The sequence below is a fragment of the Klebsiella sp. CN_Kp113 genome (genome assembly GCF_040064585.1).
In the GTDB taxonomy this organism is placed as follows: domain Bacteria; phylum Pseudomonadota; class Gammaproteobacteria; order Enterobacterales; family Enterobacteriaceae; genus Klebsiella; species Klebsiella michiganensis.
Genome location: NZ_JBEAID010000013.1, coordinates 24,403 through 46,513, shown reverse-complemented (window position 1 = coordinate 46,513; position 22,111 = coordinate 24,403). Strand labels below are relative to the sequence as shown.

The window sequence follows — 22,111 nt, the reverse complement described above, 5'->3', positions numbered from 1 at the left end:
TCAAAGGTCAGGCCGCTTCAGGTCTGACATTGGAGGGCGTCATCCTGGTTATTTTTGCACGCATCAGCCTGATCCTGCTGACCTTATTTAGCCTGCAGAGCCAGGCGCAAACGATTAAAGAGAGCGACAGGTTCGCTATTATCGGCGAACCGAAATACGCCGCGGGCTTTGACCATTACGATTATGCCAACCCCGCCGCGCCTAAAGGCGGGGCGATTACCCTCGCGGCCATCGGTACTTTTGATAATTTCAATCGCTACGCCATGCGCGGCAACCCCGGTATCCGTACCGAAAGCTTATACGACACGCTGTTCACCACCTCTGATGATGAACCCGGCAGCTACTATCCGCTGATCGCCGAGCATACGCGCTATGCCGATGATTTTTCATGGATGGAGATCGCGCTCAATCCCCGCGCCCGCTATCACGATGGCAGCCCCGTCACCGCCAGCGATGTCGCGTTTACCTTCCAGAAGTTTATGACCGAAGGGGTGCCGCAGTTTCGCCTCTATTATAAAGGCACCACCGTAAAAGCCATCGCTCCGCTCACCGTACGCATTGATTTAGCCAAACCGGGCAAAGAGAACATGCTTAGCCTGATGACGCTACCGGTGATGCCGGAAAAATTCTGGAAAAACCATAAACTCAGCGACCCGCTATCCGCCCCACCGCTGGCCAGCGGCCCGTATCGCATCACCGCCTGGCGCATGGGCCAGTACATTACCTACTCGCGGGTTAAGGACTACTGGGCCGCCGACTTACCGGTCAACCGCGGGCGCTGGAATTTCGATACGCTGCGCTACGACTATTACCTGGACGACAACGTCGCTTTCGAAGCCTTTAAGGCCGGCGCCGTCGACCGTCGCGAAGAGAACGTTGCCAAGAACTGGGCTACCCGCTACGTCGGGCGCAATTTTACCCACGGCTATATCGTTAAAGATGAATACACCAACACCTCGGCGCAGAATACGCAGTGGCTGGCCTTTAACATTCAGCGCCCGGTATTTTCCGACCGCCGGGTACGCGAAGCCATTACCCTCGCCTTTGATTTTGAATGGATGAATAAGGCGCTGTTTTATCACTCCTACAGCCGCGCCAACAGCTTCTTTCAGAATACCGAATACGCGGCGCGCGATTATCCGAATGCCGACGAGCTGGCGCTGTTAACGCCGCTGAAAAAAGAGATCCCGGCCGAAGTTTTCACGCAGATATACCGTCCCCCGGTTTCCAGCGGCGATGGTTTCGAACGCGCAAACTTGCTGAAGGCGGATGCCATCCTTAACCAGGCGGGATGGATAGTGAAAAACCAGCGGCGGGTTAATGCGAAAAGCGGCAAACCGTTACGCTTTGAGCTGCTGCTTCCTTCCGGCAGCAGCGATCGCTGGGTCCTGCCCTTCCAGCACAACCTCCAGCGGCTCGGCATCGTCATGGATATTCGCCAGGTCGACAACTCCCAGTACAGTAACCGCAAGCGCAGCCGGGATTACGACATGATGCCCAACGTCTGGCGCGCCACGCCCTGGCCCGGCACCGACCTGCAAGTCTCCTGGGACTCCGAATATATTAACTCCAGCTATAACGCCTCAGGGGTACAAAGCCCGGCCGTCGACCGGCTCATCGCGCAGATTATTCGCTGGCAGGGTAATAAAGAAAAGCTGCTGCCGCTGGGCCGGGCTCTCGACCGCGTGCTGACCTGGAACTATTACATGCTGCCGATGTGGTATATGGCGCAGGACCGAACCGCATACTGGGACAAATTCTCCTTCCCGCAGACCCGCGCGGTCTACTCCTCCGGTTTCGAAAACTGGTGGTACGACGCAAGCAAAGCGGCCAGACTCCCCGCGGACAGACGCTAAGGAATTAAGATGGGTGCATATCTGCTCCGCCGACTACTGCTCATCATCCCCACCCTGTGGGCGATTATCACCATTAACTTTTTTATTGTGCAGATCGCGCCCGGCGGTCCGGTCGATCAGGCGATCGCGGCGATTGAGTTCGGCGACCGCGGCGGCTTGCCCGGCGCCGGAGATGGCGGCATGGCCGCCAGCCATGCGCGTACCGGGGTCAGCAACATCAGCGATGGGCACTATCGCGGCGGGCGCGGGCTGGACCCGGAGGTGATTGCTGAGATAACCCACCGCTACGGCTTTGATAAGCCGCTGCACGAGCGTTATTTTAAAATGCTCGGTGATTATCTGCGCTTTGATTTTGGCGATAGCCTGTTTCGCAGCTCATCGGTACTGCAGCTGATTAAAGACAGCCTGCCGGTCTCAATCACCCTGGGCCTGTGGAGTACGCTCATCATCTACCTGGTGTCGATTCCGTTGGGGATCCGTAAAGCGGTCAGCAACGGCAGCCATTTTGACGTCTGGAGCAGTACGCTGATTATTATCGGCTATGCCATCCCGGCGTTCCTGTTTGCCATTTTGCTGATCGTTATCTTTGCCGGCGGCAGCTATTTCGATCTCTTTCCGCTGCGCGGGCTGGTGTCAGCCAACTTCGACAGCCTGCCCTGGTACCAAAAAATCCTCGACTATCTCTGGCATATCACCCTACCGGTGCTGGCAACGGTGATCGGCGGTTTTGCCGCCCTCACGATGCTGACCAAAAACAGCTTTCTTGATGAAATCCGCAAGCAGTACGTGGTTACCGCACGCGCCAAGGGCGTCAGCGAAAAGCAGATCCTTTGGGGCCACGTGTTTCGCAACGCGATGCTGCTGGTGATTGCCGGTTTCCCGGCCACCTTTATCAGTATGTTTTTTACCGGCTCGCTGCTGATTGAGGTGATGTTCTCGCTAAACGGACTGGGGCTGCTGGGCTATGAGGCCACCGTATCTCGCGATTACCCGGTCATGTTCGGCACGCTGTATATTTTTACCCTGATTGGCCTGCTGCTGAATATCATCAGCGATATCAGCTATACGCTGGTCGATCCGCGAATCGATTTTGAGGGCCGCTAATGTCATTTTTTAGTCCCGTCAATCAGGCCCGCTGGGCGCGTTTTCGCCACAACCGCCGCGGCTACTGGTCGCTATGGCTCTTTTTAGCGCTTTTCGCCTGTAGCCTGTGCGCAGAGCTTATTGCTAACGATAAGCCGCTGCTGGTCCAGTACCGCGGCAGCTTCTACGTTCCGCTCCTGAAAAACTACAGTGAGACCACCTTCGGCGGCAGCTTTGCCACCGCCGCCGACTATCAGGACCCGTGGCTGCAAAAACGGCTGGCGGATAACGGCTGGGCCCTGTGGGCGCCGGTTCGTTTCGGCGCGACGACCATTAATTTCGCCACCGACGCGCCCTTCCCTTCGCCGCCGTCAGGACAGAACTGGCTGGGCACCGATGCCAACGGCGGGGACGTGCTGGCGCGTATTCTGTACGGCACGCGCATTTCCATTCTCTTTGGACTGCTGCTGACCTTCTTCTCCAGCGTACTGGGGGTGATGGCCGGTGCCGTTCAGGGGTATTACGGCGGGAAGATTGACCTCTGGGGGCAGCGGTTTATCGAAGTCTGGTCGGGAATGCCGACGCTGTTTCTGATTATCCTGCTCTCAAGCGTTGTACAGGCCAACTTCTGGTGGCTGCTGGCCATTACCGTGCTGTTCGGCTGGATGACGCTGGTCGGCGTGGTCCGGGCTGAGTTCCTGCGCACCCGTAACTATGATTATATCCGCGCCGCGCAGGCGCTCGGCGTCAGCGATCGCGCCATTATTCTGCGCCATATGCTGCCTAACGCCATGGTCGCCACCCTGACCTTCCTGCCGTTCATTCTGTGCAGTTCGATAACCACCCTGACCTCGCTCGATTTCCTCGGTTTTGGCCTGCCGCTGGGCTCCCCTTCGCTGGGCGAACTGCTGTTGCAGGGTAAAAACAACCTGCAGGCGCCCTGGCTGGGCATCGCCGCCTTTCTGTCGGTGGCGGTCCTGCTGACGTTATTGATTTTTATTGGTGAAGCGGTTCGCGACGCCTTTGACCCAAGCAAGGCGGTGTAGCATGACGCAACCTTTGTTAGATATCGATAACCTCTCCATCGCCTTTCGCCAGCAGGGTGAGACTATCCCCGTCGTCAGCGAACTGTCGCTGCAGATTGCCGTCGGCGAGACCCTGGCGCTGGTCGGCGAGTCCGGCTCCGGGAAGAGCGTGACCGCGCTATCGGTGCTGCGGCTACTCCCGTCGCCGCCGGTCAGCTATCCTGCCGGCGACATCCGTTTTCACGGCCAGTCGCTGCTGCACGCGGATGAACGCACCCTGCGCGGCGTGCGCGGTAACCGCATTGCGATGATCTTTCAGGAGCCGATGGTTTCGCTTAATCCACTGCATACTCTGGAAAAACAGCTGTACGAAGTGCTCTCTTTGCATCGCGGGATGCGCAAAGAAGCGGCGCGCGGGGAAATCCTCGACTGCCTCGATCGCGTCGGCATCCGCAACGCGCCCCGGCGGCTGGCCGACTATCCCCATCAGCTTTCCGGCGGCGAGCGCCAGCGGGTGATGATCGCCATGGCGCTGTTAACCCGCCCGGAGCTGCTTATCGCCGACGAACCCACCACCGCGCTGGACGTGTCGGTGCAGGCGCAAATCCTCACGCTGCTGCGGGAGCTGAAGCAAGAGTTGAATATGGGGCTGCTGTTTATCACCCATAATCTGAGCATCGTTCGTCAGCTCGCCGACCGCGTCGCGGTGATGCAGAACGGCCGCTGCGTGGAACAAAACGGCTGCCGGGCGCTGTTTTCCGCCCCCGAACACCCTTATACCCGCCGCCTGCTGGATAGCGAGCCGTCGGGCGATCCCGTCCCGCTCGCACCCGATGCCCCGGTGTTGCTGCGGGCGGAAAATTTGACTATCGCCTTCCCGATACGTAAAGGTCTGCTGCGGCGAGTTGTCGATCATAACCGGGTCGTTAACGGCCTCAGCTTTCATTTGCGCGCGGGAGAAACGCTGGGGCTGGTCGGCGAGTCCGGATCGGGCAAAAGCACCACCGGGCTGGCGCTTCTGCGTCTGATTCATTCCGATGGCGCGATCGCCTTTGACGGTGAGGCGCTTCAGGGACGTAATCGCCGGCAGATGCTGCCGCTGCGTCGTCGCATGCAGGTGGTCTTTCAGGATCCTAACTCATCGCTAAACCCGCGGCTCAACGTGCTGCAAATTATCGAAGAGGGATTGCGCGTCCATCAACCGACGCTCACGCCGGCCGAACGGGAGCAGGCGGTGATTCAGGTGATGCAGGAGGTCGGCCTCGATCCACACTCACGGCATCGCTACCCTGCCGCCTTCTCCGGCGGCCAGCGTCAGCGCATCGCGATCGCCAGGGCGCTGGTCGTCAAACCGCAGCTTATCGTGCTGGATGAGCCCACCTCATCGCTGGATAAAACCGTACAGGCGCAAATCCTCGCGCTGCTGAAGGCGTTACAGCAAAAGCATCAGCTGGCCTATATTTTTATCAGCCATGATTTACGCGTCGTGCGGGCGTTGTGTCATCAGGTGATGGTGCTGCGGCAGGGAGAAGTCGTCGAGCAAGGTGAGTGCGAGCGCGTATTTACCGCTCCGCAGCAGGAGTATACCCGTCAGCTGCTGGCGTTAAGCTGACGGTCAGAAGGGATTGTTGCCGGAGAAAGGTTCCGCAATCGCCACGCCGAAATTTTTCAGGCGGCAGGTTGCAGCGAATTCGTCCTGACGGTTAACAAACAGGCACGGTTCCCCTTCGCATTCAACGACAGAGCTGTCGACCTCGATGTCGCTAAGCGCCTGGCTGAGCTTATGCATGACCGGCCACGCGCTTTCGCCATCGGGGCTGAGTAATTTCAACGCCACGAGGCTGTTTTCGCTCTGGGCGCCGTTTTGCGGAATCGGTTCAACTCTTGAACCTGCAAAACCGGCCAGCCAGCGATAGCTCTGCGGCAGACGGTGTACGATAGAGAGTTGCAGTGTATTCACGTGTTTACCCCGGAAGCAAAATACTTCACAATAATTTTACATCAATACTAACACATTATTGACAACCAGTCCTCTTCCTGCACAGAAAACGCTTACACCAGTGGCATAGCCGTGTTATTGGTTTGTAATGTAAAAGTTTATAATTGTGCAGATGGAACATCTTCGGGCTATATGTACCCGTTTCTGTGATCTAAAACAACTTTTTTATCGCAATCATGCGACTTTTTGAACGATTTGATTTTACATAAAATAAACAAATCGCTGAACAGAGAAGCCAGATTTGGTTGACATGCATCAAAAAAAGGGGCGATATCGCCCCCTGAAAGTCGCTTAGCGCGCGGCTTTGCGCCGTCGGCTGGCGTAGAGGTAAAAGAGGATGGAGCTGCTGGCGCAGAAGGCGATAGAAATCAGCATTGGCCAGGCGGTGGTAAACGTCGCCATCGACAGCAGCGCGCCGACAATGGCGCCAATCCCGAAACGGAACGTCCCTGCCAGCGAGGAAGCGGTCCCGGCCATATGCGGAAACTCATCGAGAATCACCGCCATCGCGTTAGAGGAGACCATCGAAACGCAGCCGATGAACGCCGCCACGCCAAACACCAGCGCCCAGAACCCCACGCCAAACAGCGCGCACACGACCATCCACGCCGCCATCGCAAACTGGATCCATAGCCCGGCGCGGAACATATTCAGCGCCCCAACCCGCCGCACAAAGCGGCTGTTGATCATGGTCATGACAAACAGGAAGACGACGTTCAGCGCAAAATAGTAGCCAAAGTGCTGCGGTGAAACGTGGTTGATATTGATATAGACAAACGGGCCGGCGCTCAGAAACGAGAACATCCCGGCGAAGCTGAAACCGCTTGCCAGCATATAGCTCAGCACCCGCTTGTGGCGAAACAGCGTCGCGAAGTTGCCGAGCGTAGTGCGAATATGAAATTTCTGCCGGCGTTCCGGCGGTAGGGTCTCGCTAATAAAGAAGGCGATCATCGCCGAGGCTAATAGCGCCGCCACCGCGAGGATCCAGAAGATCGCATGCCAGCTAAACCACACCAGCACCGCTCCGCCGACCATCGGCGCCACCAGCGGCGCGACGGTGGTCACCAGCATGACGAACGACATCATCCGCGAGAACTCTTCCTTGGGATAGATATCGCGCATCAGGGCGTTAATCACCACGCTCGCCGCCGCGGCCGCCAGGCCGTGGAAAAAGCGCATGGTGATCAGCATATCGATAGTCTGCGACAGCGCGCAGGCCACCGCCGCCGCGGCAAAAACCAACGTACCGCCCAGTATCACCGGTTTACGCCCCATGCTGTCCGCCATTGGGCCATATAAAAGCTGGCCCAGGGCAAAGCCCAGAATATAGGTACTGAGCGTCATCTGCGCGCTGCCGTCCGGCACATTAAACTGCGCCGCAATCACCGGCAGCGCCGGAAGATACATATCAATCGACAGCGGCATTAACATGGCCAGCAGGCCAAGAATAAACACAATCCCTAATGAAGAATTCTGCTTTGCCGTCACGTTTTACTCCGCGCATGTTGGCCGCCAACGCTGGCAATTTCTTCTGCCGTCAGCGGACGATATTCACCCGGCGCCAGCGACGCATCAAGCGCGATATCGCCAATACGTTCGCGATGCAGGCCAATCACATGATTCCCCACCGCGGCAAACATCCGCTTCACCTGATGGTAGCGCCCTTCGCTAATGGTCAGGCGGACTTCGGTCGGCGTCACCACTTCCAGCACCGCCGGTTTGGTCAGGTCTTTCTCATTATGCAGCTGAACGCCTTTGGCAAACTGCTCGGCGGTGGATTCATCCACCGGATTTTCCAGCGTCACCAGATAGGTTTTTTCGCAATGGTGGCGCGGGGAAGTAATGCGGTGCGACCACTGGCCATCGTCGGTCATCAATACCAGTCCGGTGGTATCGATATCCAGACGCCCCGCGGCATGCAGCTTGTGCGCCACCGGCTCGTCGAGGAAATAAAGGACCGTCGGATGATCCGGATCGTCGGTGGAACAAACGTAACCCTGCGGCTTGTTGAGCATAAAGTAGCGCGGGCCGGTCTGCTGAACCAGCGTATTGCCGTCATACTCGACGTCATGCTCCGGCAGAAGCTTGAAGGAGGAGTCTTTTACAATGTCGCCGTCCACGGTAACGCGGCTGCCGCGGATTTCACGCCCGGCAATAGCCCGGCTAACGCCAAGTTGCTGAGCGATAAACTTATCAAGTCGCATGAGATTTTTTTAGCCTGTACAAGTGCTGGAGCGGGCAACGCGCCCGAAAAAGAAGAATTTCATGGGGTAGTATAACGGGCTATTAACACCACTCAAGGGAAAAGATTCGTGGCATACTATTCGCGAGTTAATTAACCGCCATAAATTCATGACATTTACATTACGTCCCTACCAAAAAGAGGCGGTCGACGCGACGCTCGCCTGGTTTCGCCGCCATCATGAACCTGCCGCGATTGTGCTGCCGACAGGCGCAGGTAAAAGCCTGGTTATCGCCGAACTTGCGCGCCTGGCGCGCGGTCGCGTGCTGGTGCTGGCGCACGTTAAAGAGCTGGTGGCGCAGAACCACGCCAAGTATTGCGCGCTCGACCTGGAAGCGGATATTTTCGCCGCGGGCCTCAAGCGTAAAGAGAGCCACGGTAAAGTGGTCTTTGGCAGCGTGCAGTCGGTCGCCCGCAACCTCGACCAGTTTCAGGGCGAGTTTTCGCTGCTGATCGTCGACGAGTGCCACCGCATCAGCGACGATGATGACAGCCAGTATCAGCAGATTATCAGCCACCTTCAGCAGGTCAATCCGCACCTGCGCCTGCTGGGGCTGACTGCGACGCCTTTTCGCCTCGGTAAGGGGTGGATTTACCAGTTCCACTACCACGGCATGGTGCGCGGTGATGAAAACGCGCTATTTCGCGACTGCATCTACGAGCTGCCGCTGCGCTATATGATTAAGAACGGCTACCTGACGCCGCCGGAGCGGCTGGATATGCCGGTGGTTCAATATGACTTCAGCCGCCTGCAGGCGCAAAGTAACGGCCTGTTCAGCGAGGCTGATTTAAACCACGAACTGAAAAAACAGCAGCGCGTCACGCCGCATATCGTCAGCCAAATCGTTGAATTCGCCCAAACGCGCAAAGGGGCGATGATTTTCGCCGCCACCGTTGAACACGCCCGCGAAGTGACCGGGTTGCTTCCGCAGGGCGAAGCGGCCTTAATCACCGGTGAAACGCCGGGGCCGGAGCGCGATCGCATCATCGACGCGTTTAAAGCTCAGCAGTACCGCTATCTGGTTAACGTCGCGGTACTGACGACCGGCTTTGATGCCCCGCATGTCGATCTGATCGCCATCCTGCGCCCGACCGAGTCGGTGAGCCTTTACCAACAGATCGTCGGCCGCGGCCTGCGCCTGGCGCCGGGTAAAACGGACTGCCTGATTCTCGATTACGCCGGTAATCCGCACGACCTTTACGCGCCTGAAGTGGGAACACCGAAGGGGAAAAGCGACAACGTGCCGGTCCAGGTTTTTTGCCCGGCATGCGGTTTCGCCAATACGTTCTGGGGGAAAACCACCGCCGACGGCACGCTGATTGAACACTTTGGCCGCCGCTGTCAGGGCTGGTTTGAGGATGACGAAGGCCATCGCGAGCAGTGTGATTTTCGTTTTCGCTTTAAAAACTGCCCGCAGTGTAACGCGGAAAACGATATCGCCGCCCGCCGCTGCCGCGAGTGCGATACCATCCTGGTCGACCCCGACGACATGCTGAAAGCCGCGCTGAAGCTTAAAGATGCGCTGGTGCTGCGCTGTAGTGGAATGGATCTGCAGCACGGCGCGGATGATAAAGGCGCCTGGCTAAAAATCACCTATTACGATGAAGATGGCGCGGATGTTAGTGAGCGCTTCCGACTGCATACGCCCGCCCAGCGCACCGCCTTTGAGCAGCTCTTTATCCGCCCGCATACCCGAACGCCGGGCGTACCGCTGCGCTGGATAACGCCCGCCGATATCCTCGCCCAGCAGGCGCTTCTGCGCCATCCGGACTTTGTCGTGGCGCGCATGAAGGGGCAATACTGGCAGGTGCGGGAGAAAGTATTTGATTATCAGGGCCGATTCCGCCGGGCCAACGAACTACGCTAATCGCCCTCACGTCTGAGGTTTTGGTTGCTGCAAACACCTATGGCGGCTATAATGCCGCCCGCTTTTGCATTCGCAAAGCAGATAATCTGCCTGCTGCTGGGTCGCCTGTAGCAGGATTTATATATAGAGAGACATCAATGTTTACTATCAACGCAGAAGTACGTAAAGAGCAGGGTAAGGGTGCGAGCCGCCGCCTGCGTGCAGCTAACAAATTCCCGGCCATCATCTATGGCGGCGAAGCTGCGCCAGTAGCAATCGAACTGGATCACGACAAAGTGTGGAACATGCAGACCAATGCAGAGTTCTACAACGAAGTTCTGACCATCGTTGTTGATGGCAAAGAAGAGAAAGTTAAAGCTCAGGCTGTTCAGCGTCACCCGTTCAAGCCGAAGCTGTCCCACATCGACTTCGTTCGCGCTTAATCGCCGACTGAAAGTTGTATGGCAAGCGCCCCGCTCCGCAAGGTTCGGGGCGTTTTGTTTATCAGCCGAGTAGCGTTGACCTGTTCAGCGCCAGATGCTGCAACAGCATAATCGTTTTCGCATCGACGATTTCCCCTTCGCGAATAGCCTGCAGCGCTTTTTCCAGCGGCCACTCCAGCACCTCGATATCTTCCCCTTCCGTCGCCAGGCCGCCACCGTCGCCGCGCCGATCGTCGGCAGAGTATTCGGCAATGAAAAAGTAAAGCTTCTCCGTCACCGAACCGGGGCTCATGTAAGTGGTGAATACCGGCTCTATGCGCGTGACGCGAAAACCGGTCTCCTCTTCGGCTTCGGCAACGATGCGCGCCTCCGGAGAAGCGTTATCCAGCAGTCCGGCGGCAGCTTCGATCAAAAAGCCATCATGACCGTTAATCCACACCGGAAAGCGAAACTGGCGAACCAGCACTACCGTTTGCTTTTCACGATTGTAGAGCAGGATCACCGCGCCGTTGCCGCGGTCGTAAGCTTCCCGGCTCTGCTCCTGCCAGCGTCCGTCCCGGCGCAATAGTTCAAAAGTATATTTCTTGAGCGTGTACCAGTTATCCGATAAAAGCGTTTCGCGGATATGGCGAACGCGCGGTGCGTCAGCGTGCATGTTTTTCCCCTTTTAGGTGACAGCGAGCAACATAACATGCATAATCGTGCACAAACAAGATCACTCATGAAGGTATTTTGATGCTCGCCAGCCAGAGAAAACAGCAGATTTTGCAGATCCTCGCCGAGGAAAAACAGGTGATGTCCGGGGATCTCAGCCAGCGCTTTAGCGTATCAGAAGACTCCATTCGCCGGGATCTGCGGGAGCTGGCCGCGGAAGGCAAGCTGCAGCGCGTCCACGGCGGCGCGCTGCCGGTTTCCGAAGCCATCGCGCCTATTGAAACAAGAAAGAACGTGCAAATCGCCTCAAAGCAGAGCATTGCCCAGCGCGCGGTTGAGCTCATTCAGCCCGGTCAGGTGGTGATTGTCGACGGCGGCACCACCACCGGGGAGATGATGCGCCTGCTGCCGGATAACCTCGCGTGTACCGTGGTCACCCATAGCCCGGGGATTGCCGTCGCGCTGGTGGAAAAACCGCTCATCGAGGTGATTTTGATCGGCGGCCGGTTGTTTAAGCATTCCGTCGTCAGCGTCGGGTCTGCGGCCCTCGAGAGTATTTCCCGTATCAACGCCGATCTGTTTTTTATGGGCGTCACCGGCGTTCACCCCCGGGCGGGATTCACCACCGGTGACTATGAAGAAGCGGGCATTAAACGCGCGCTGGCGGCGCGGGCTGCCGAAACGGTGGTGATGGCGTCACAAGAAAAGCTTAACTCCGCGTCGGCCTTTGCCATCGGCGAGCTGGGGGCAGCCAGTACGCTGATCGTGGATACGACCCTGGACGAGGCGCTGCGACAGCAGCTAACCCTGGCGGGGGTAGAAATCCTCTACGCCCTGTAATACGGGTTCAGGCAAAAAAAATCCCGACTCGACGTCGGGATTTTGCGCATTAATTTCCGCCAGAAGTACGGCGCTGTAGCTGATCGCGCAGGTTCGGCGGCGTGCCTTTAATGGTTAGAGTATCCGTAGCCGGATCCCAGAACACCCGCTCGCCCAGCAGCATAGCGTCAAAATTAATGGTTAACCCGCCGCCGCTGCCGGCAAACTTGGTTAACTGACGCAGCGTGCTGCGATCCGCCGGGAAGCTCTCTTCCAGCTCGTAGCCTTGTTCGGCGGTAAATTCCTGAAAGGTCTTCTCGCTGACGCCCGCCAGCTCTTTCGACAGCGACTCCAGCTCGATTTCCTCACCGGCCTGCAGCTGCTCGTTGCAGTAGCTGTATACCTGCTGGCGCACGTTTTGACGTTCAGATTTATCCAGCTGCGCATCGGCGGCGAAATCATCCAGCGCCTGCAGCAGGCCGCGGTTCTGCGCTTTGGCGTTCAGCCCTTCGCTGGCGCCGAGGAAATCCATAAAGAAATCCGCCACCTTGCGCCCTACCCGCCCCTTCAGGAAGGTCAGATAGCGCGTTGACTCCGGGTTGGTTTCCCACTCGGTTAAATCAATACGCGCGACGATATCCGCGTGATTGATGTCCAGATAATGGGTGGAGCTGATATCCAGCTCTTCGTTGACGCGCATGCTGCTTAGGTTGTTCAGCACCGCCACCATCAGATATTCCACCGCCAGATAACGATACTGGCAAAACAGCACAATACCGCCTTCTGCAAAGGGATATTTTGCCAGTTCGTCGCGCAGGCGCCCGGTAGCGGCGCGGCTAAACGGCAGGAACGCTTCTTCGCCCTTACGCTGCCCGCGCAGCGCCTGCGCCAGTTCGCTCTCTTCATTAAACAGGCCGTAGGCTTTATTTTTTGCGCTATAGACACGATGCAGTTCGGCCATCATCTCGACAACCGTCGCCGTCGGCTCCAGCAACGATTCGCGCAGCACCAGCTCCAGATTTTGTTCATCACGTTTGATTAACTGATGCAGGGCAATCTGGTCGATATCCAGACTCATGTTAAACTCTCCTTTTAGACCGGGCGGTATTCAACCACCGCGGGGGCAACGACGCAACCGCCGCGTGACTCTTTGCGAGCGAAGCCGCGCGCTTTTGCGTCGTGGCGAAAAAATGCGGAAAAAAAGCTGCTGCTACGGTAATATGTTGCCCTTTCACGAACAAACAGATTTTGAGTTTATGCCGCAATTATCCCGCTATAGCGATGAACACGTCGAACAGCTGCTCAGCGAGCTGACGAGCGTTCTGGAAACACATAAAGCGCCCGTTGACCTTTCACTGATGGTTCTGGGCAATATGGTGACTAACCTGATCAACAGTAGCGTCGCGCCGGCGCAGCGTCAGGCCATCGCCCGTTCTTTTGCCCAGGCGCTGCAGTCATCTATCAACGACGATCCAGCGCACTAAGGATAACGAACAACAGTATATGGTGACTCTTCGTCAGCCCTACCGAGAAAAAGTCTCCCAGATGGTCAGCTGGGGGCACTGGTTCGCCCTTTTCAACATGTTGTTGGCTATGGTGCTCGGCAGTCGCTATCTGTTTGTCGCCGACTGGCCAACGACGCTTGCCGGACGCCTCTTTTCGTACGTCAGCCTCGTTGGTCACTTCAGCTTCCTGGTCTTTACCAGCTACGTGCTGATTCTTTTCCCGCTGACTTTTATCGTCGTCTCTCAGCGCTTAATGCGCTTTATCTCGGTTATTCTGGCGACCGTGGGCATGACGCTGCTGCTAATCGACAGCGAGGTTTTCACCCGTTTCCACCTGCATCTTAATCCCTTTGTCTGGGAAATGGTTATCAACCCCGACCAGAACGAGATGGCGCGCGACTGGCAGCTGATGTTTATCAGCGTACCGATCATTTTCCTGCTGGAAATGCTCTTCGCGACCTGGAGCTGGCAGAAGCTGCGCAGCCTGACGCGTCGCCGCCACTACGCCCGACCCGTTGCCTGGTTCTTCTTTATCTCCTTTATCAGTAGCCATCTGGTCTATATCTGGGCGGATGCCAACTTCTATCGTCCGATCACCATGCAGCGGGCCAACCTGCCGCTCTCCTATCCGATGACGGCGCGCCGTTTCCTGGAAAAACATGGCCTGCTCGACGCGCAGGACTACCAGCGCCGTCTGGTGGAACAAGGCGCGCCGGAAGCCGTCTCGGTGCAATATCCGCTGAGCGATCTGCGTTATCGCGATCTCGGTACCGGTTATAACGTGCTGCTGATTACCGTTGATAACCTTAATTATTCGCGCTTTGAGAAAAACATGCCGGCGCTGGCCGGGTTCGCGAAAGACAACGTGAACTTTACCCAGCACATGAGCTCCGGCAACACCGCTGACAGCGGCATGTTTGGCCTGTTCTACGGTATTTCACCGAGCTATATGGACGGCGTTCTGTCTGCGCGTATCCCCGCGGCGCTGATTACGTCGCTGAATCAGCAGGGTTATCAGCTGGGCCTGTTCTCATCAGATGGCTTTAGCAGCCCGCTCTACCGTCAGGCGCTGCTGTCCGATTTCTCACTGCCCGTCGCGAAAGCGCAAAGCGACGAGCAGACGGCAAACCAGTGGATTAACTGGCTGGACCGCTACGCCCAGGATGAAAACCGCTGGTTCTCGTGGGTTTCGCTCAACGGCACTACCTTTGACGACGGGCAGCAGCAAAACTTCGTCCGCCGCTACGGTAACGCCGCGGGCGCGGTCGATACGCAAATTGGCCGCGTGCTGAACGCGCTGCGGGAAGCAGGCAAGCTGGATAACACGGTGGTTATCGTGACCGCAGGCCGTGGAATGCCGCTGAACCCGCAGCATGAGCAGTTTGGCTGGTCGCGCGAGCAGCTGCAGGTTCCCTTAGTGATCCATTGGCCGGGCACGCCGGCTCAGGAGATCGCGACGCTGACCGATAATAAAGACGTGATGACGACGCTGATGCAGCGTTTGCTCCACGTCTCTACCCCGGCCAACGAGTATTCGCAAGGTGAGGATCTGTTTAGCGCCGCCCGCCGTCGTGCCTGGGTCACTGCGGCCAATAGCGATACGCTGGCCATAACCACGCCGAAATTCACGGTTGTACTTAATCACAACGGCACTTACAGAACGTGGAACAGCGACGGCGAGAAAATTAACGATCAAAAACCGCAGCTCAGCTTGCTGCTGCAGGTGCTGACCGATGAAAAACGCTTTATCGCTAACTGATTGATTATTTATAAATCAATCAGTCATTTCCCGGCTTGCATTCGCTTGGGGAACGGGTAATATTGTTCCCCACGAATCGGCACGTAGCGCAGCCTGGTAGCGCACCGTCATGGGGTGTCGGGGGTCGGAGGTTCAAATCCTCTCGTGCCGACCAAATTATTCACCGATTAAATCGGTAACCCCTTAAGAACCCGCACTCTCACAGAGTTTGCGGGTTTTTTAATGTCATATTTCCACCCTGTTCTAAGCGAAACGCTACCGCGACTCTAATTGTAAATCCCGGAAAAACTTCTATTATTTGACTGTACACGTCATTTTTCTGAAGGATTTACATGAGAGTTAATGGACTTACGAAAGGATTTTTCATCCTGATCGTGCTGATCGTCACCCTTGCTTTTTTCGACGTTCTCTCCCCCTATTATTCAGCCATTTTATGGGCGGCCATTCTGGCGGTGATCTTCCACCCGGTGAAGAACAAACTGCGCGATCGGATCGGCGAGCGTAACGGCCTGGCGGCGTTTCTGACGATAGTGATTATCTGTCTGATCGTGTTTACCCCACTGGCGATCATCCTCTCGTCGCTGGCCTTCGAGCTCAACGTGGTTTACACCAAACTACAGCATAACGACACCCAGTTCCCGACCGTGGTAGCCAGCCTGTTTGCTCACCTGCCGGAATGGGCAAGGAGCTTCCTCTCAGAGCATAATCTTGATAGCGCGGAACAGATTCAGCGGCAGCTTTCGGACGTTGCGCTTAAAGGAGGCCAGTACCTTGCCGGGAGCGCATTCCTGATTGGTAAAGGCACGTTCGGTTTTACCATCAGCTTCGGCATCATGCTTTATCTGCTGTTTTTCCTGCTAAAAGATGGTCCATACCTGGTCAGGCTGATTCTGGAATCCCTGCCGCTATCAAATCACGTGAAGCAGCATCTTTTCGCCAAATTTGCCGCCGTCGCCAGGGCGACGGTCAAAGGCACCGTGGCGGTCGCGCTCGCCCAGGGCGCGCTTGGTGGGCTGGCGTTCTGGATCGTGGGCATTGATGGCAGCATCCTGTGGGGCGCGCTGATGGCGTTTCTGTCGCTGATCCCGGCGGTGGGCTCGGCGATTATCTGGGTTCCTGCGGCGATCTATCTCTTCGCGACCGGTCAGCTCTGGCAGGGCGCGTTTATCGTCGGTTTCTTTGTAATCATCGTAGGCCTGGTTGATAACATTCTGCGACCTTTACTGGTGGGTAAAGATACCAAAATGCCGGACTACCTGATCCTGATCACCACGATCGGCGGAATGGAAATCTACGGCATCAACGGCTTTGTTATCGGCCCGCTGATCGCCGCCCTGTTTATCGCCTGCTGGAACCTGCTGTCCGGACGCGATCACGCCGGAAACATCGATGAACTTGATGAGGATTTCTTAGAAGAGGGTAAAAATCACGAGGAGTAGCGAGCGGCATTGCACAACTTTACAGGCATAGAGCGGCATTCCTGTCAGGTAATGACCGGCACCTTAGCGGCTCTGTAATTAGTAAAACATCGCGGGGGCAGCGAGGTCAGGGGGGATGCCCCTTGCTCAACCGCGATGAAATCCCCTACTCCTGCGCCAATAAGCAGAATTTATAACTGGTATCTGTGAAAATTTTGGTAAACGCCACTGCCCATCAACGTAACAAATGCTAACATTATGCTGTTTATGATTGATAAAAAAGGATTACCCACGTGAAAAAAATCACTACGTTTGCTGCCTCCCTGCTGGCCGTTGCCTGCATGTCCACCAGCGCCGCTGCAGCTGAGCAGCCGCTGGAGAAGATCGCCCCGTTTCCAAAGGCGGAACAAGGGATGAAGCGTCAGGTGATTCAGCTGCCGCAGCAGCAGGATGAATCCGCATTGAAAGTCGAGCTGATGATTGGCCAGACGCTGGAAGTCGACTGCAATCGCCACCGCCTTGGCGGCCAGCTGGAAAGCAAAACCCTGGAAGGCTGGGGCTACGACTACTACGTATTTGATAAAGTGACGTCACCCGTCTCAACCATGATGGCCTGCCCGGATGGTAAAAAAGAGAAGCAGTTTGTGATGGCAGGCCTGGGCGATGCGGGCATGCTGCGCTATAACAGCAAGCTGCCCATCGTGGTTTATACCCCGGCGAATATCGACGTGAAATATCGTATCTGGAGAGCGGACGAAACCATCGGCGTAGCGGTTGAGCGTTAATGCCTGAAGAGTGAATCCGGCGGCCTGCGCCGCCGGAGAAGCGCTTACAGCGCGATGTCAGCGATAGGTTTCCCTTCCGGCAGAGGCTTCAGCGTCGCCTGCGGAACGTTATCAGCCTCGGTAAGCGGCTCATAGCGCAGTTCCAGTACTTCGCTGGTCCACGCCAGCGCCTTTTCAATTTCCGCTGCGTTGCCATCCAGACGCGTACCGTAGCTCGGGATAATCGCTTTCAGTTTCGCCTGCCACTCCGCTGAGTTGATCTTCTCTTTGAACACTTTCTCCATCAGCTGCAGCATGATTGGCGCCGCGGTGGAAGCACCCGGCGAGGCGCCCAACAGCGCGGCTACCGTGCCTTCATCATCGCTGACAACTTCGGTTCCCAGGCGCAGAACGCCGCCTTTCTTCGCGTCGCGCTTGATAATCTGCACGCGCTGGCCGGCCTGCCATAAGCGCCAGTCTTCTTTGCGCGCTTCCGGATAGTACTCGCACAGCGCCGCGTGACGATCTTTGTCCTTTTGCAGCACCTGGCTAATCAGGTATTTTACCAGATCGAAGTTATCCAGCCCGACGTTGAGCATCGGCATGATATTCGACGTGTTGGTGGAGGCCAGCAGATCCCAAAGCGAACCGTTTTTCAGGAAGCGGGTTGAGAAGGTCGCGAACGGCCCAAATAGCACCACGCGTTTGCCGTCGATAATACGGGTGTCGATGTGCGGAACCGACATCGGCGGCGCGCCCACTTCCGCCTGGCCGTAGACTTTAGCCAGATGGTGAGTCACCACTTCCGGGTTCTCACAAACCAGGAACTGACCGCCGACCGGAAAGCCCGCGTACTCCTTCGCCTGCGGAATACCGGTTTCCTGCAGCAGGGTCAGCGCGGCGCCGCCGGCGCCAATAAAGATAAATTTAGCCCTGATAACCCGTTTCTGGTGGCGATTGTTTGCATCCGCCAGCGTTACGCTCCAGCTTTTGTCGGCGTTGCGCTTAAAGCGACGGACCACGGTACCCAGCTGAAGCGAGAAATTATCATGGGTTTGCAGTCCGGCGATCAGCTGACGGGTAATTTCACCGTAGTTCACGTCGGTGCCGACTTCCGAGCGGGTCGCGGCCACCTTCTGCTGCGGATCGCGCCCTTCCATCACCAGCGGAGCCCACTCTTTAATTTGTTGATGATCTTCAGAGTAGCGGATACCGCGGAACAGCTCGCTTTGTTGTAACGCCGCATAGCGGGCGCGCAGGAAGTTCACGTTGTCTTCGCCCCACACGAAGCTCATGTGCGGCACGCTGTTAATAAAGGATTTAGGCTTTTTCAGAATGCCGCGGGTCACCTGGTGGGCCCAAAACTGACGAGAAATCTGGAAAGATTCGTTGATATCAACCGCTTTATCGATATTGATACCGTTAGCGGTTTGCGGCGTATAGTTCAATTCCATCAGCGCCGCGTGGCCGGTGCCCGCGTTGTTCCATCCGTTCGAGCTCTCTTCCGCGACGCTGGACATCTGCTCGACCATGGTAATAGACCAGTCCGGCTCCAGTTCCTGCAGCCAGGTTCCCAACGTGGCGCTCATGATGCCGCCGCCAATCAACAATACATCCGTCTCTTGCTCATGGCGGGTGTTGGTCCGAGTGTTATTGGAACCAACCGCCTGTGAGCTGGGTACGGCCATCTTTTTCTTCATCGGATTTGAGCCTTACTTTACTCGCTTTTTTATTTAGCGCAGGTGAAACGATTCTCGGCTTCAAAGGTAACACTGAAGAAAAAAAATTTAAATATTGTTTAAATTTTAAGTTGAGTTTTGAGATCTGTTATAAAAATGTTTAATAAATGTGTATCACAAATCACATTTTGTACTGGTGTCAGCGATGCATCCGCGCTATTATCCTCGGTTTTGTGACCGACCGCACGTAAGCAGCGACCGTTCCTGGCCAAAATTTTTTAAATTCTGCGAACTTTTTTTATGCCCCCAGTTTCCGATTCCGCTACCTCTGGTCACGCTGGCGCATTAGGCCAGATACTGCGCTCGCCCGCGCTGCTGACGCGTGAAACGCTGGCAGGCGTGCTCACCGCGCTGGCCCTGATCCCCGAAGTCATCTCCTTCTCCGTCATCGCTGGCGTTGACCCGAAAGTTAGCCTGATTGCCTCCGTGGTATTGTGCCTGGCGATGTCGGTCCTCGGCGGTCGGCCGGCGATGGTCACCGCGGCCGCCGGCTCGGTGGCGCTGGTTATCGGGCCCATGGTGCACCAATACGGCGTCGGCTACATTCTGCCGGCGGTCGTTCTGGCAGGCGTTATTCAAATTTTGTTTGGCCTATGCGGCATGGCGCGCCTGATGCGCTTTATCCCACAGCCGGTGATGACCGGTTTTGTTAACGCGCTGGGTATTCTCATCTTTTTTGCTCAGGTACCCCATTTCTGGAGCAAGCAGCCGCTGATTATCGGTCTGTTCGTATTGACGCTGCTGATTGTCCTGTGGGCGCCGCGCTTTATTAAAGCGATCCCTTCTCCGCTGATTGCTATCGTTCTGCTGACGCTGTTTACCGTTTTCAGCGGCCAGCTGCTGCCGACCGTTGGCGATGAGGGCTCCATGAGCGGCGGACTGCCGGGGTTAACCAGCCTGATGGTGCCCCTCGACTTAACCACGCTGCGCATCATCTGGCCCTGCGCGCTGAGCATCGCTTTTGTCGGCCTGATGGAGTCGCTTCTGACGGCGAAGCTGGTCGATGATTTGACCCACACTCCTTCCAGTAAGGCGCGCGAGAGCGCCGGTCTGGGCGTCGCCAACATTCTCGCCGGGTTTTACGGCGGCATCGCCGGGTGTGCGATGATCGGTCAGACCATCGTTAACGTTGAAATGGGCAAAGCGCGCAGCCGCGTCTCGACCGTTGCCGCAGGCCTGGTACTGCTATTGCTGGTAACCGCGTTAAGCGAAGTGATGGCGAGAATCCCGATGGCCGTGCTCGCCGGCGTGATGGTGATAGTGGCGGTAAAAACCTTTAGCTGGCACAGCATTCGTCCGGCGGAGCTGGCGCGCAATCCGTGGCCGGAAACGCTGGTGATGCTGGTGACCGTCGGCGCGACCGTCGGCACCAGCAATCTGGCAATCGGCGTTCTGGCAGGCCTGCTCTCAATGGCCCTGATCCCTCGCCGTCTGCGCACTCAAGCGCAGGCTACATCAAAAAAAGCGTCGCCAGCCCAAGAAAAATAAAGAATCCCCCGGTGTCGGTAATAGCGGTAATCATCACGCTGGAGCCGACCGCCGGGTCGCGTCCCAGCTTGACCATCACCATCGGGATAATCACCCCCATCATCGCCGCCATCAACAGGTTGAGCATCATCGCCAGCGTCATTACGCCGCCCAGCTGCGGATCGTCGTACAGCCACCAGGTGATCGCCCCCATAATCCCGCCCCAGACGATCCCATTGATCAGCGCGACGCCCATCTCACGCAGGATCAGGAACGAAAAGCTTCCCGGCTGAATATGCTGTAACGCCATCGCCCGCACGATCATGGTGATCGTCTGGTTGCCGGTGTTACCGCCGATTCCGGCGACAATCGGCATCAGCGAGGCCAGCGCCACCAGTTGGGAAATGGTGTGCTCGAAACCATCGATAACGCGGGAGGCGATAAAGGCGGTGCACAGATTGACCGCCAGCCAGGCCCAGCGGGTCTTCACCGCTTTGCTCACCGGGGCAAACACATCGTCATCGTTGCTCAGGCCGCCCATCCGGCGTAGATCGTTATCCGTCTCCTCGTAGACCACGTCAACGATCTCATCGATGGTTAAACGCCCCATCAGCTTGCCGTCGGCATCAATCACCGCCGCGCTGAGTAAGTCATCACGTTCAAAGGTACGCGCGACTTTTTCCGCGTCCTCGTGCGGCTGGAAGGTCACCGGATCGCCTTCCATCACTTCCCCCACCCGCTTCTGCGCATCGTTGAGCAGAATGGTTTGCAGCTCGAGTTCGCCGAGCAGCAGCTTATTGCGGGTGGTCACAAACAGTTTGTCGGTGTTCTCCGGCATTTTCCCTAGTCGCCGCAGATAGCGCTGTACCGCCGCGAGAGTGGCTTCCGGACGAACGGTAATGACCTCGAACTCCATGATCGCGCCGACGGTATTGTCGGCGTAGCGCATCATCTGGCGGATACGCGCGCGCTTATCCGCGGGCAGCGTGGCCAGCAAACGTCCGGTCAGATCGCGCGGCAGGTGCTGCAGCAGGTAGACCTGTTCATCAATATCGAGATTTTGCAGCGCGAACAGCAGGTCGTGATCGCTCATCTCCTCGATGAGGTCGCCCCAGACGCTTTCCGATGCCTCCAGCAGCACTTCACCGCGCTTATCGTCAGCGACCAGCCGCCAGAGCGCGTTGCGCGCATCGTAAGGCAGCGCTTCGAGCGCATCGGCAAGGTCCGGAGGCGGCAGGTGGGAAACCAGCATCTCCACTTCCGCCAGATCGTCGGCAAGCGTGCTGTCATCGTAACGTTCAGCGAGGGTTAATTTACCCAGCAGCGAGGATGTGACGGCTTTATCGGTGCTCAGGAGCCAAATGAGGCGGGCGCGCTCTTCGTCACGCAATCTGGCGCTTTTTTTATGCAAAACGGACATCGGTCAGGCAATCCTTGTAAAAATATCTGTCAGACCAGCAGGCCGGAAGCCTTAAGCATAGCGCGAGGAGG

The 22,111-nt window shown here is 56.8% G+C and carries 19 protein-coding genes and 1 tRNA gene; 13 read left to right on the top strand and 7 right to left on the bottom strand.

All coding sequences use genetic code 11. The features are described 5' to 3' along the window. Positions 1-50: 50 nt before the first annotated feature. From ABLV30_RS06740 to yejF, 4 genes are read left to right on the top strand one after another with little or no spacing between them, the layout of a single operon-like run. Positions 51-1,856 (top strand): extracellular solute-binding protein, encoded by a 1,806-nt coding sequence (locus ABLV30_RS06740; RefSeq protein ID WP_049083600.1) that lies wholly within the window; start codon positions 51-53, stop codon positions 1,854-1,856. Positions 1,857-1,865: 9 nt separating this feature from the next. Next, positions 1,866-2,960, top strand: coding sequence for a microcin C ABC transporter permease YejB (locus ABLV30_RS06735; RefSeq protein ID WP_004122930.1), 1,095 nt, complete (start codon positions 1,866-1,868; stop codon positions 2,958-2,960). Then, positions 2,960-3,985 (top strand): ABC transporter permease, encoded by a 1,026-nt coding sequence (locus tag ABLV30_RS06730; protein ID WP_004852714.1) that lies wholly within the window; start codon positions 2,960-2,962, stop codon positions 3,983-3,985. The genes ABLV30_RS06735 and ABLV30_RS06730 overlap by 1 nt, the downstream gene beginning before the upstream one ends. A gap of 1 nt (position 3,986) precedes the next feature. Beyond that, positions 3,987-5,576: a microcin C ABC transporter ATP-binding protein YejF gene (gene yejF / locus ABLV30_RS06725; protein ID WP_102802924.1), complete on the top strand. Its 1,590-nt coding sequence runs from the start codon at positions 3,987-3,989 to the stop codon at positions 5,574-5,576. Between the two features lie 3 nt (positions 5,577-5,579). On the opposite strand, the gene ABLV30_RS06720 is transcribed toward yejF, so the two are convergent. The 3 genes from ABLV30_RS06720 to rsuA form a co-directional block, all read right to left on the bottom strand. Continuing rightward, positions 5,580-5,924, bottom strand: a complete 345-nt coding sequence (locus ABLV30_RS06720; RefSeq protein WP_004122937.1) for a YejG family protein — start codon at positions 5,922-5,924, stop codon at positions 5,580-5,582. A 330-nt stretch (positions 5,925-6,254) separates the two neighbouring features. Continuing rightward, positions 6,255-7,451, bottom strand: a complete 1,197-nt coding sequence (locus ABLV30_RS06715) for a Bcr/CflA family multidrug efflux MFS transporter (protein WP_014230177.1) — start codon at positions 7,449-7,451, stop codon at positions 6,255-6,257. Further along, positions 7,448-8,167 carry a 16S rRNA pseudouridine(516) synthase RsuA gene (rsuA, locus tag ABLV30_RS06710; protein WP_102802925.1) on the bottom strand — a complete coding sequence of 240 codons (720 nt, stop codon included), beginning with the start codon at positions 8,165-8,167 and terminating at the stop codon, positions 7,448-7,450. Before rsuA ends, ABLV30_RS06715 begins: the two co-directional genes overlap by 4 nt. A gap of 148 nt (positions 8,168-8,315) precedes the next feature. On the opposite strand from rsuA, the gene ABLV30_RS06705 reads away from it, so the two are divergent. Together ABLV30_RS06705 and rplY are read left to right on the top strand one after the other, a co-directional pair. Further along, positions 8,316-10,073 carry a DEAD/DEAH box helicase gene (locus ABLV30_RS06705; protein ID WP_265801566.1) on the top strand — a complete coding sequence of 586 codons (1,758 nt, stop codon included), beginning with the start codon at positions 8,316-8,318 and terminating at the stop codon, positions 10,071-10,073. Between the two features lie 137 nt (positions 10,074-10,210). After that, positions 10,211-10,495, top strand: coding sequence for a 50S ribosomal protein L25 (gene rplY, locus ABLV30_RS06700; protein WP_004103955.1), 285 nt, complete (start codon positions 10,211-10,213; stop codon positions 10,493-10,495). Between the two features lie 61 nt (positions 10,496-10,556). Here the strand turns inward: rplY and ABLV30_RS06695 are convergent, their stop codons facing one another. Beyond that, positions 10,557-11,150 (bottom strand): NUDIX domain-containing protein, encoded by a 594-nt coding sequence (locus ABLV30_RS06695; RefSeq protein ID WP_265801564.1) that lies wholly within the window; start codon positions 11,148-11,150, stop codon positions 10,557-10,559. Positions 11,151-11,230: 80 nt separating this feature from the next. Here ABLV30_RS06695 and ABLV30_RS06690 point away from each other — a divergent pair, with 80 nt between their 5' ends. Continuing rightward, positions 11,231-11,989 carry a DeoR/GlpR family DNA-binding transcription regulator gene (locus ABLV30_RS06690; protein WP_009653992.1) on the top strand — a complete coding sequence of 253 codons (759 nt, stop codon included), beginning with the start codon at positions 11,231-11,233 and terminating at the stop codon, positions 11,987-11,989. A 49-nt stretch (positions 11,990-12,038) separates the two neighbouring features. Here the strand turns inward: ABLV30_RS06690 and yejK are convergent, their stop codons facing one another. Continuing rightward, positions 12,039-13,046 (bottom strand): nucleoid-associated protein YejK, encoded by a 1,008-nt coding sequence (gene yejK, locus ABLV30_RS06685; RefSeq protein ID WP_004122954.1) that lies wholly within the window; start codon positions 13,044-13,046, stop codon positions 12,039-12,041. A 178-nt stretch (positions 13,047-13,224) separates the two neighbouring features. On the opposite strand from yejK, the gene ABLV30_RS06680 reads away from it, so the two are divergent. The 5 genes from ABLV30_RS06680 (at position 13,225) to eco (ending at position 17,435) form a co-directional block, all read left to right on the top strand. Beyond that, entirely contained in the window at positions 13,225-13,452 is a 228-nt protein-coding gene (locus ABLV30_RS06680; protein WP_004133900.1) for a YejL family protein, read from the top strand. Positions 13,453-13,471: 19 nt separating this feature from the next. Beyond that, positions 13,472-15,232 carry an LPS biosynthesis-modulating metalloenzyme YejM gene (yejM, locus tag ABLV30_RS06675; protein WP_265801562.1) on the top strand — a complete coding sequence of 587 codons (1,761 nt, stop codon included), beginning with the start codon at positions 13,472-13,474 and terminating at the stop codon, positions 15,230-15,232. 77 nt (positions 15,233-15,309) lie between these two features. After that, a tRNA-Pro gene (locus ABLV30_RS06670) sits at positions 15,310-15,386 on the top strand. A gap of 178 nt (positions 15,387-15,564) precedes the next feature. Continuing rightward, positions 15,565-16,671 (top strand): AI-2E family transporter, encoded by a 1,107-nt coding sequence (locus tag ABLV30_RS06665; RefSeq protein ID WP_047723204.1) that lies wholly within the window; start codon positions 15,565-15,567, stop codon positions 16,669-16,671. Positions 16,672-16,943: 272 nt separating this feature from the next. Continuing rightward, the gene (gene eco / locus ABLV30_RS06660) at positions 16,944-17,435 is read left to right on the top strand and encodes a serine protease inhibitor ecotin (protein ID WP_014230206.1); all 492 of its coding nucleotides are present in this window, start codon (positions 16,944-16,946) and stop codon (positions 17,433-17,435) included. 44 nt (positions 17,436-17,479) lie between these two features. Here the strand turns inward: eco and mqo are convergent, their stop codons facing one another. After that, positions 17,480-19,114 (bottom strand): malate dehydrogenase (quinone), encoded by a 1,635-nt coding sequence (gene mqo, locus ABLV30_RS06655; RefSeq protein WP_025106713.1) that lies wholly within the window; start codon positions 19,112-19,114, stop codon positions 17,480-17,482. A gap of 279 nt (positions 19,115-19,393) precedes the next feature. Between mqo and ABLV30_RS06650 the strand changes: the two genes are divergently transcribed. Beyond that, positions 19,394-20,641, top strand: a complete 1,248-nt coding sequence (locus ABLV30_RS06650; RefSeq protein WP_049101612.1) for a SulP family inorganic anion transporter — start codon at positions 19,394-19,396, stop codon at positions 20,639-20,641. Here the strand turns inward: ABLV30_RS06650 and mgtE are convergent. After that, positions 20,604-22,040, bottom strand: a complete 1,437-nt coding sequence (gene mgtE / locus ABLV30_RS06645) for a magnesium transporter (protein WP_014230209.1) — start codon at positions 22,038-22,040, stop codon at positions 20,604-20,606. The two genes, ABLV30_RS06650 and mgtE, sit on opposite strands and share 38 nt — an antisense overlap. Between the last annotated feature and the right edge of the window lie 71 nt (positions 22,041-22,111).

Bases quoted from the DNA above. Each gene is read 5' to 3' on its own strand.
- ABLV30_RS06735 (WP_004122930.1), top strand. From the start codon at position 1,866: ATGGGTGCATATCTGCTCCGCCGACTACTGCTCATCATCCCCACCCTG.
- ABLV30_RS06730 (WP_004852714.1), top strand. From the start codon at position 2,960: ATGTCATTTTTTAGTCCCGTCAATCAGGCCCGCTGGGCGCGTTTTCGC.
- yejF (WP_102802924.1), top strand. From the start codon at position 3,987: ATGACGCAACCTTTGTTAGATATCGATAACCTCTCCATCGCCTTTCGC.
- rsuA (WP_102802925.1), bottom strand. From the start codon at position 8,167: ATGCGACTTGATAAGTTTATCGCTCAGCAACTTGGCGTTAGCCGGGCT.
- ABLV30_RS06705 (WP_265801566.1), top strand. From the start codon at position 8,316: ATGACATTTACATTACGTCCCTACCAAAAAGAGGCGGTCGACGCGACG.
- rplY (WP_004103955.1), top strand. From the start codon at position 10,211: ATGTTTACTATCAACGCAGAAGTACGTAAAGAGCAGGGTAAGGGTGCG.
- ABLV30_RS06695 (WP_265801564.1), bottom strand. From the start codon at position 11,150: ATGCACGCTGACGCACCGCGCGTTCGCCATATCCGCGAAACGCTTTTA.
- ABLV30_RS06690 (WP_009653992.1), top strand. From the start codon at position 11,231: ATGCTCGCCAGCCAGAGAAAACAGCAGATTTTGCAGATCCTCGCCGAG.
- yejK (WP_004122954.1), bottom strand. From the start codon at position 13,046: ATGAGTCTGGATATCGACCAGATTGCCCTGCATCAGTTAATCAAACGT.
- ABLV30_RS06680 (WP_004133900.1), top strand. From the start codon at position 13,225: ATGCCGCAATTATCCCGCTATAGCGATGAACACGTCGAACAGCTGCTC.
- yejM (WP_265801562.1), top strand. From the start codon at position 13,472: ATGGTGACTCTTCGTCAGCCCTACCGAGAAAAAGTCTCCCAGATGGTC.
- ABLV30_RS06665 (WP_047723204.1), top strand. From the start codon at position 15,565: ATGAGAGTTAATGGACTTACGAAAGGATTTTTCATCCTGATCGTGCTG.
- mqo (WP_025106713.1), bottom strand. From the start codon at position 19,114: ATGAAGAAAAAGATGGCCGTACCCAGCTCACAGGCGGTTGGTTCCAAT.
- ABLV30_RS06650 (WP_049101612.1), top strand. From the start codon at position 19,394: ATGCCCCCAGTTTCCGATTCCGCTACCTCTGGTCACGCTGGCGCATTA.
- mgtE (WP_014230209.1), bottom strand. From the start codon at position 22,040: ATGTCCGTTTTGCATAAAAAAAGCGCCAGATTGCGTGACGAAGAGCGC.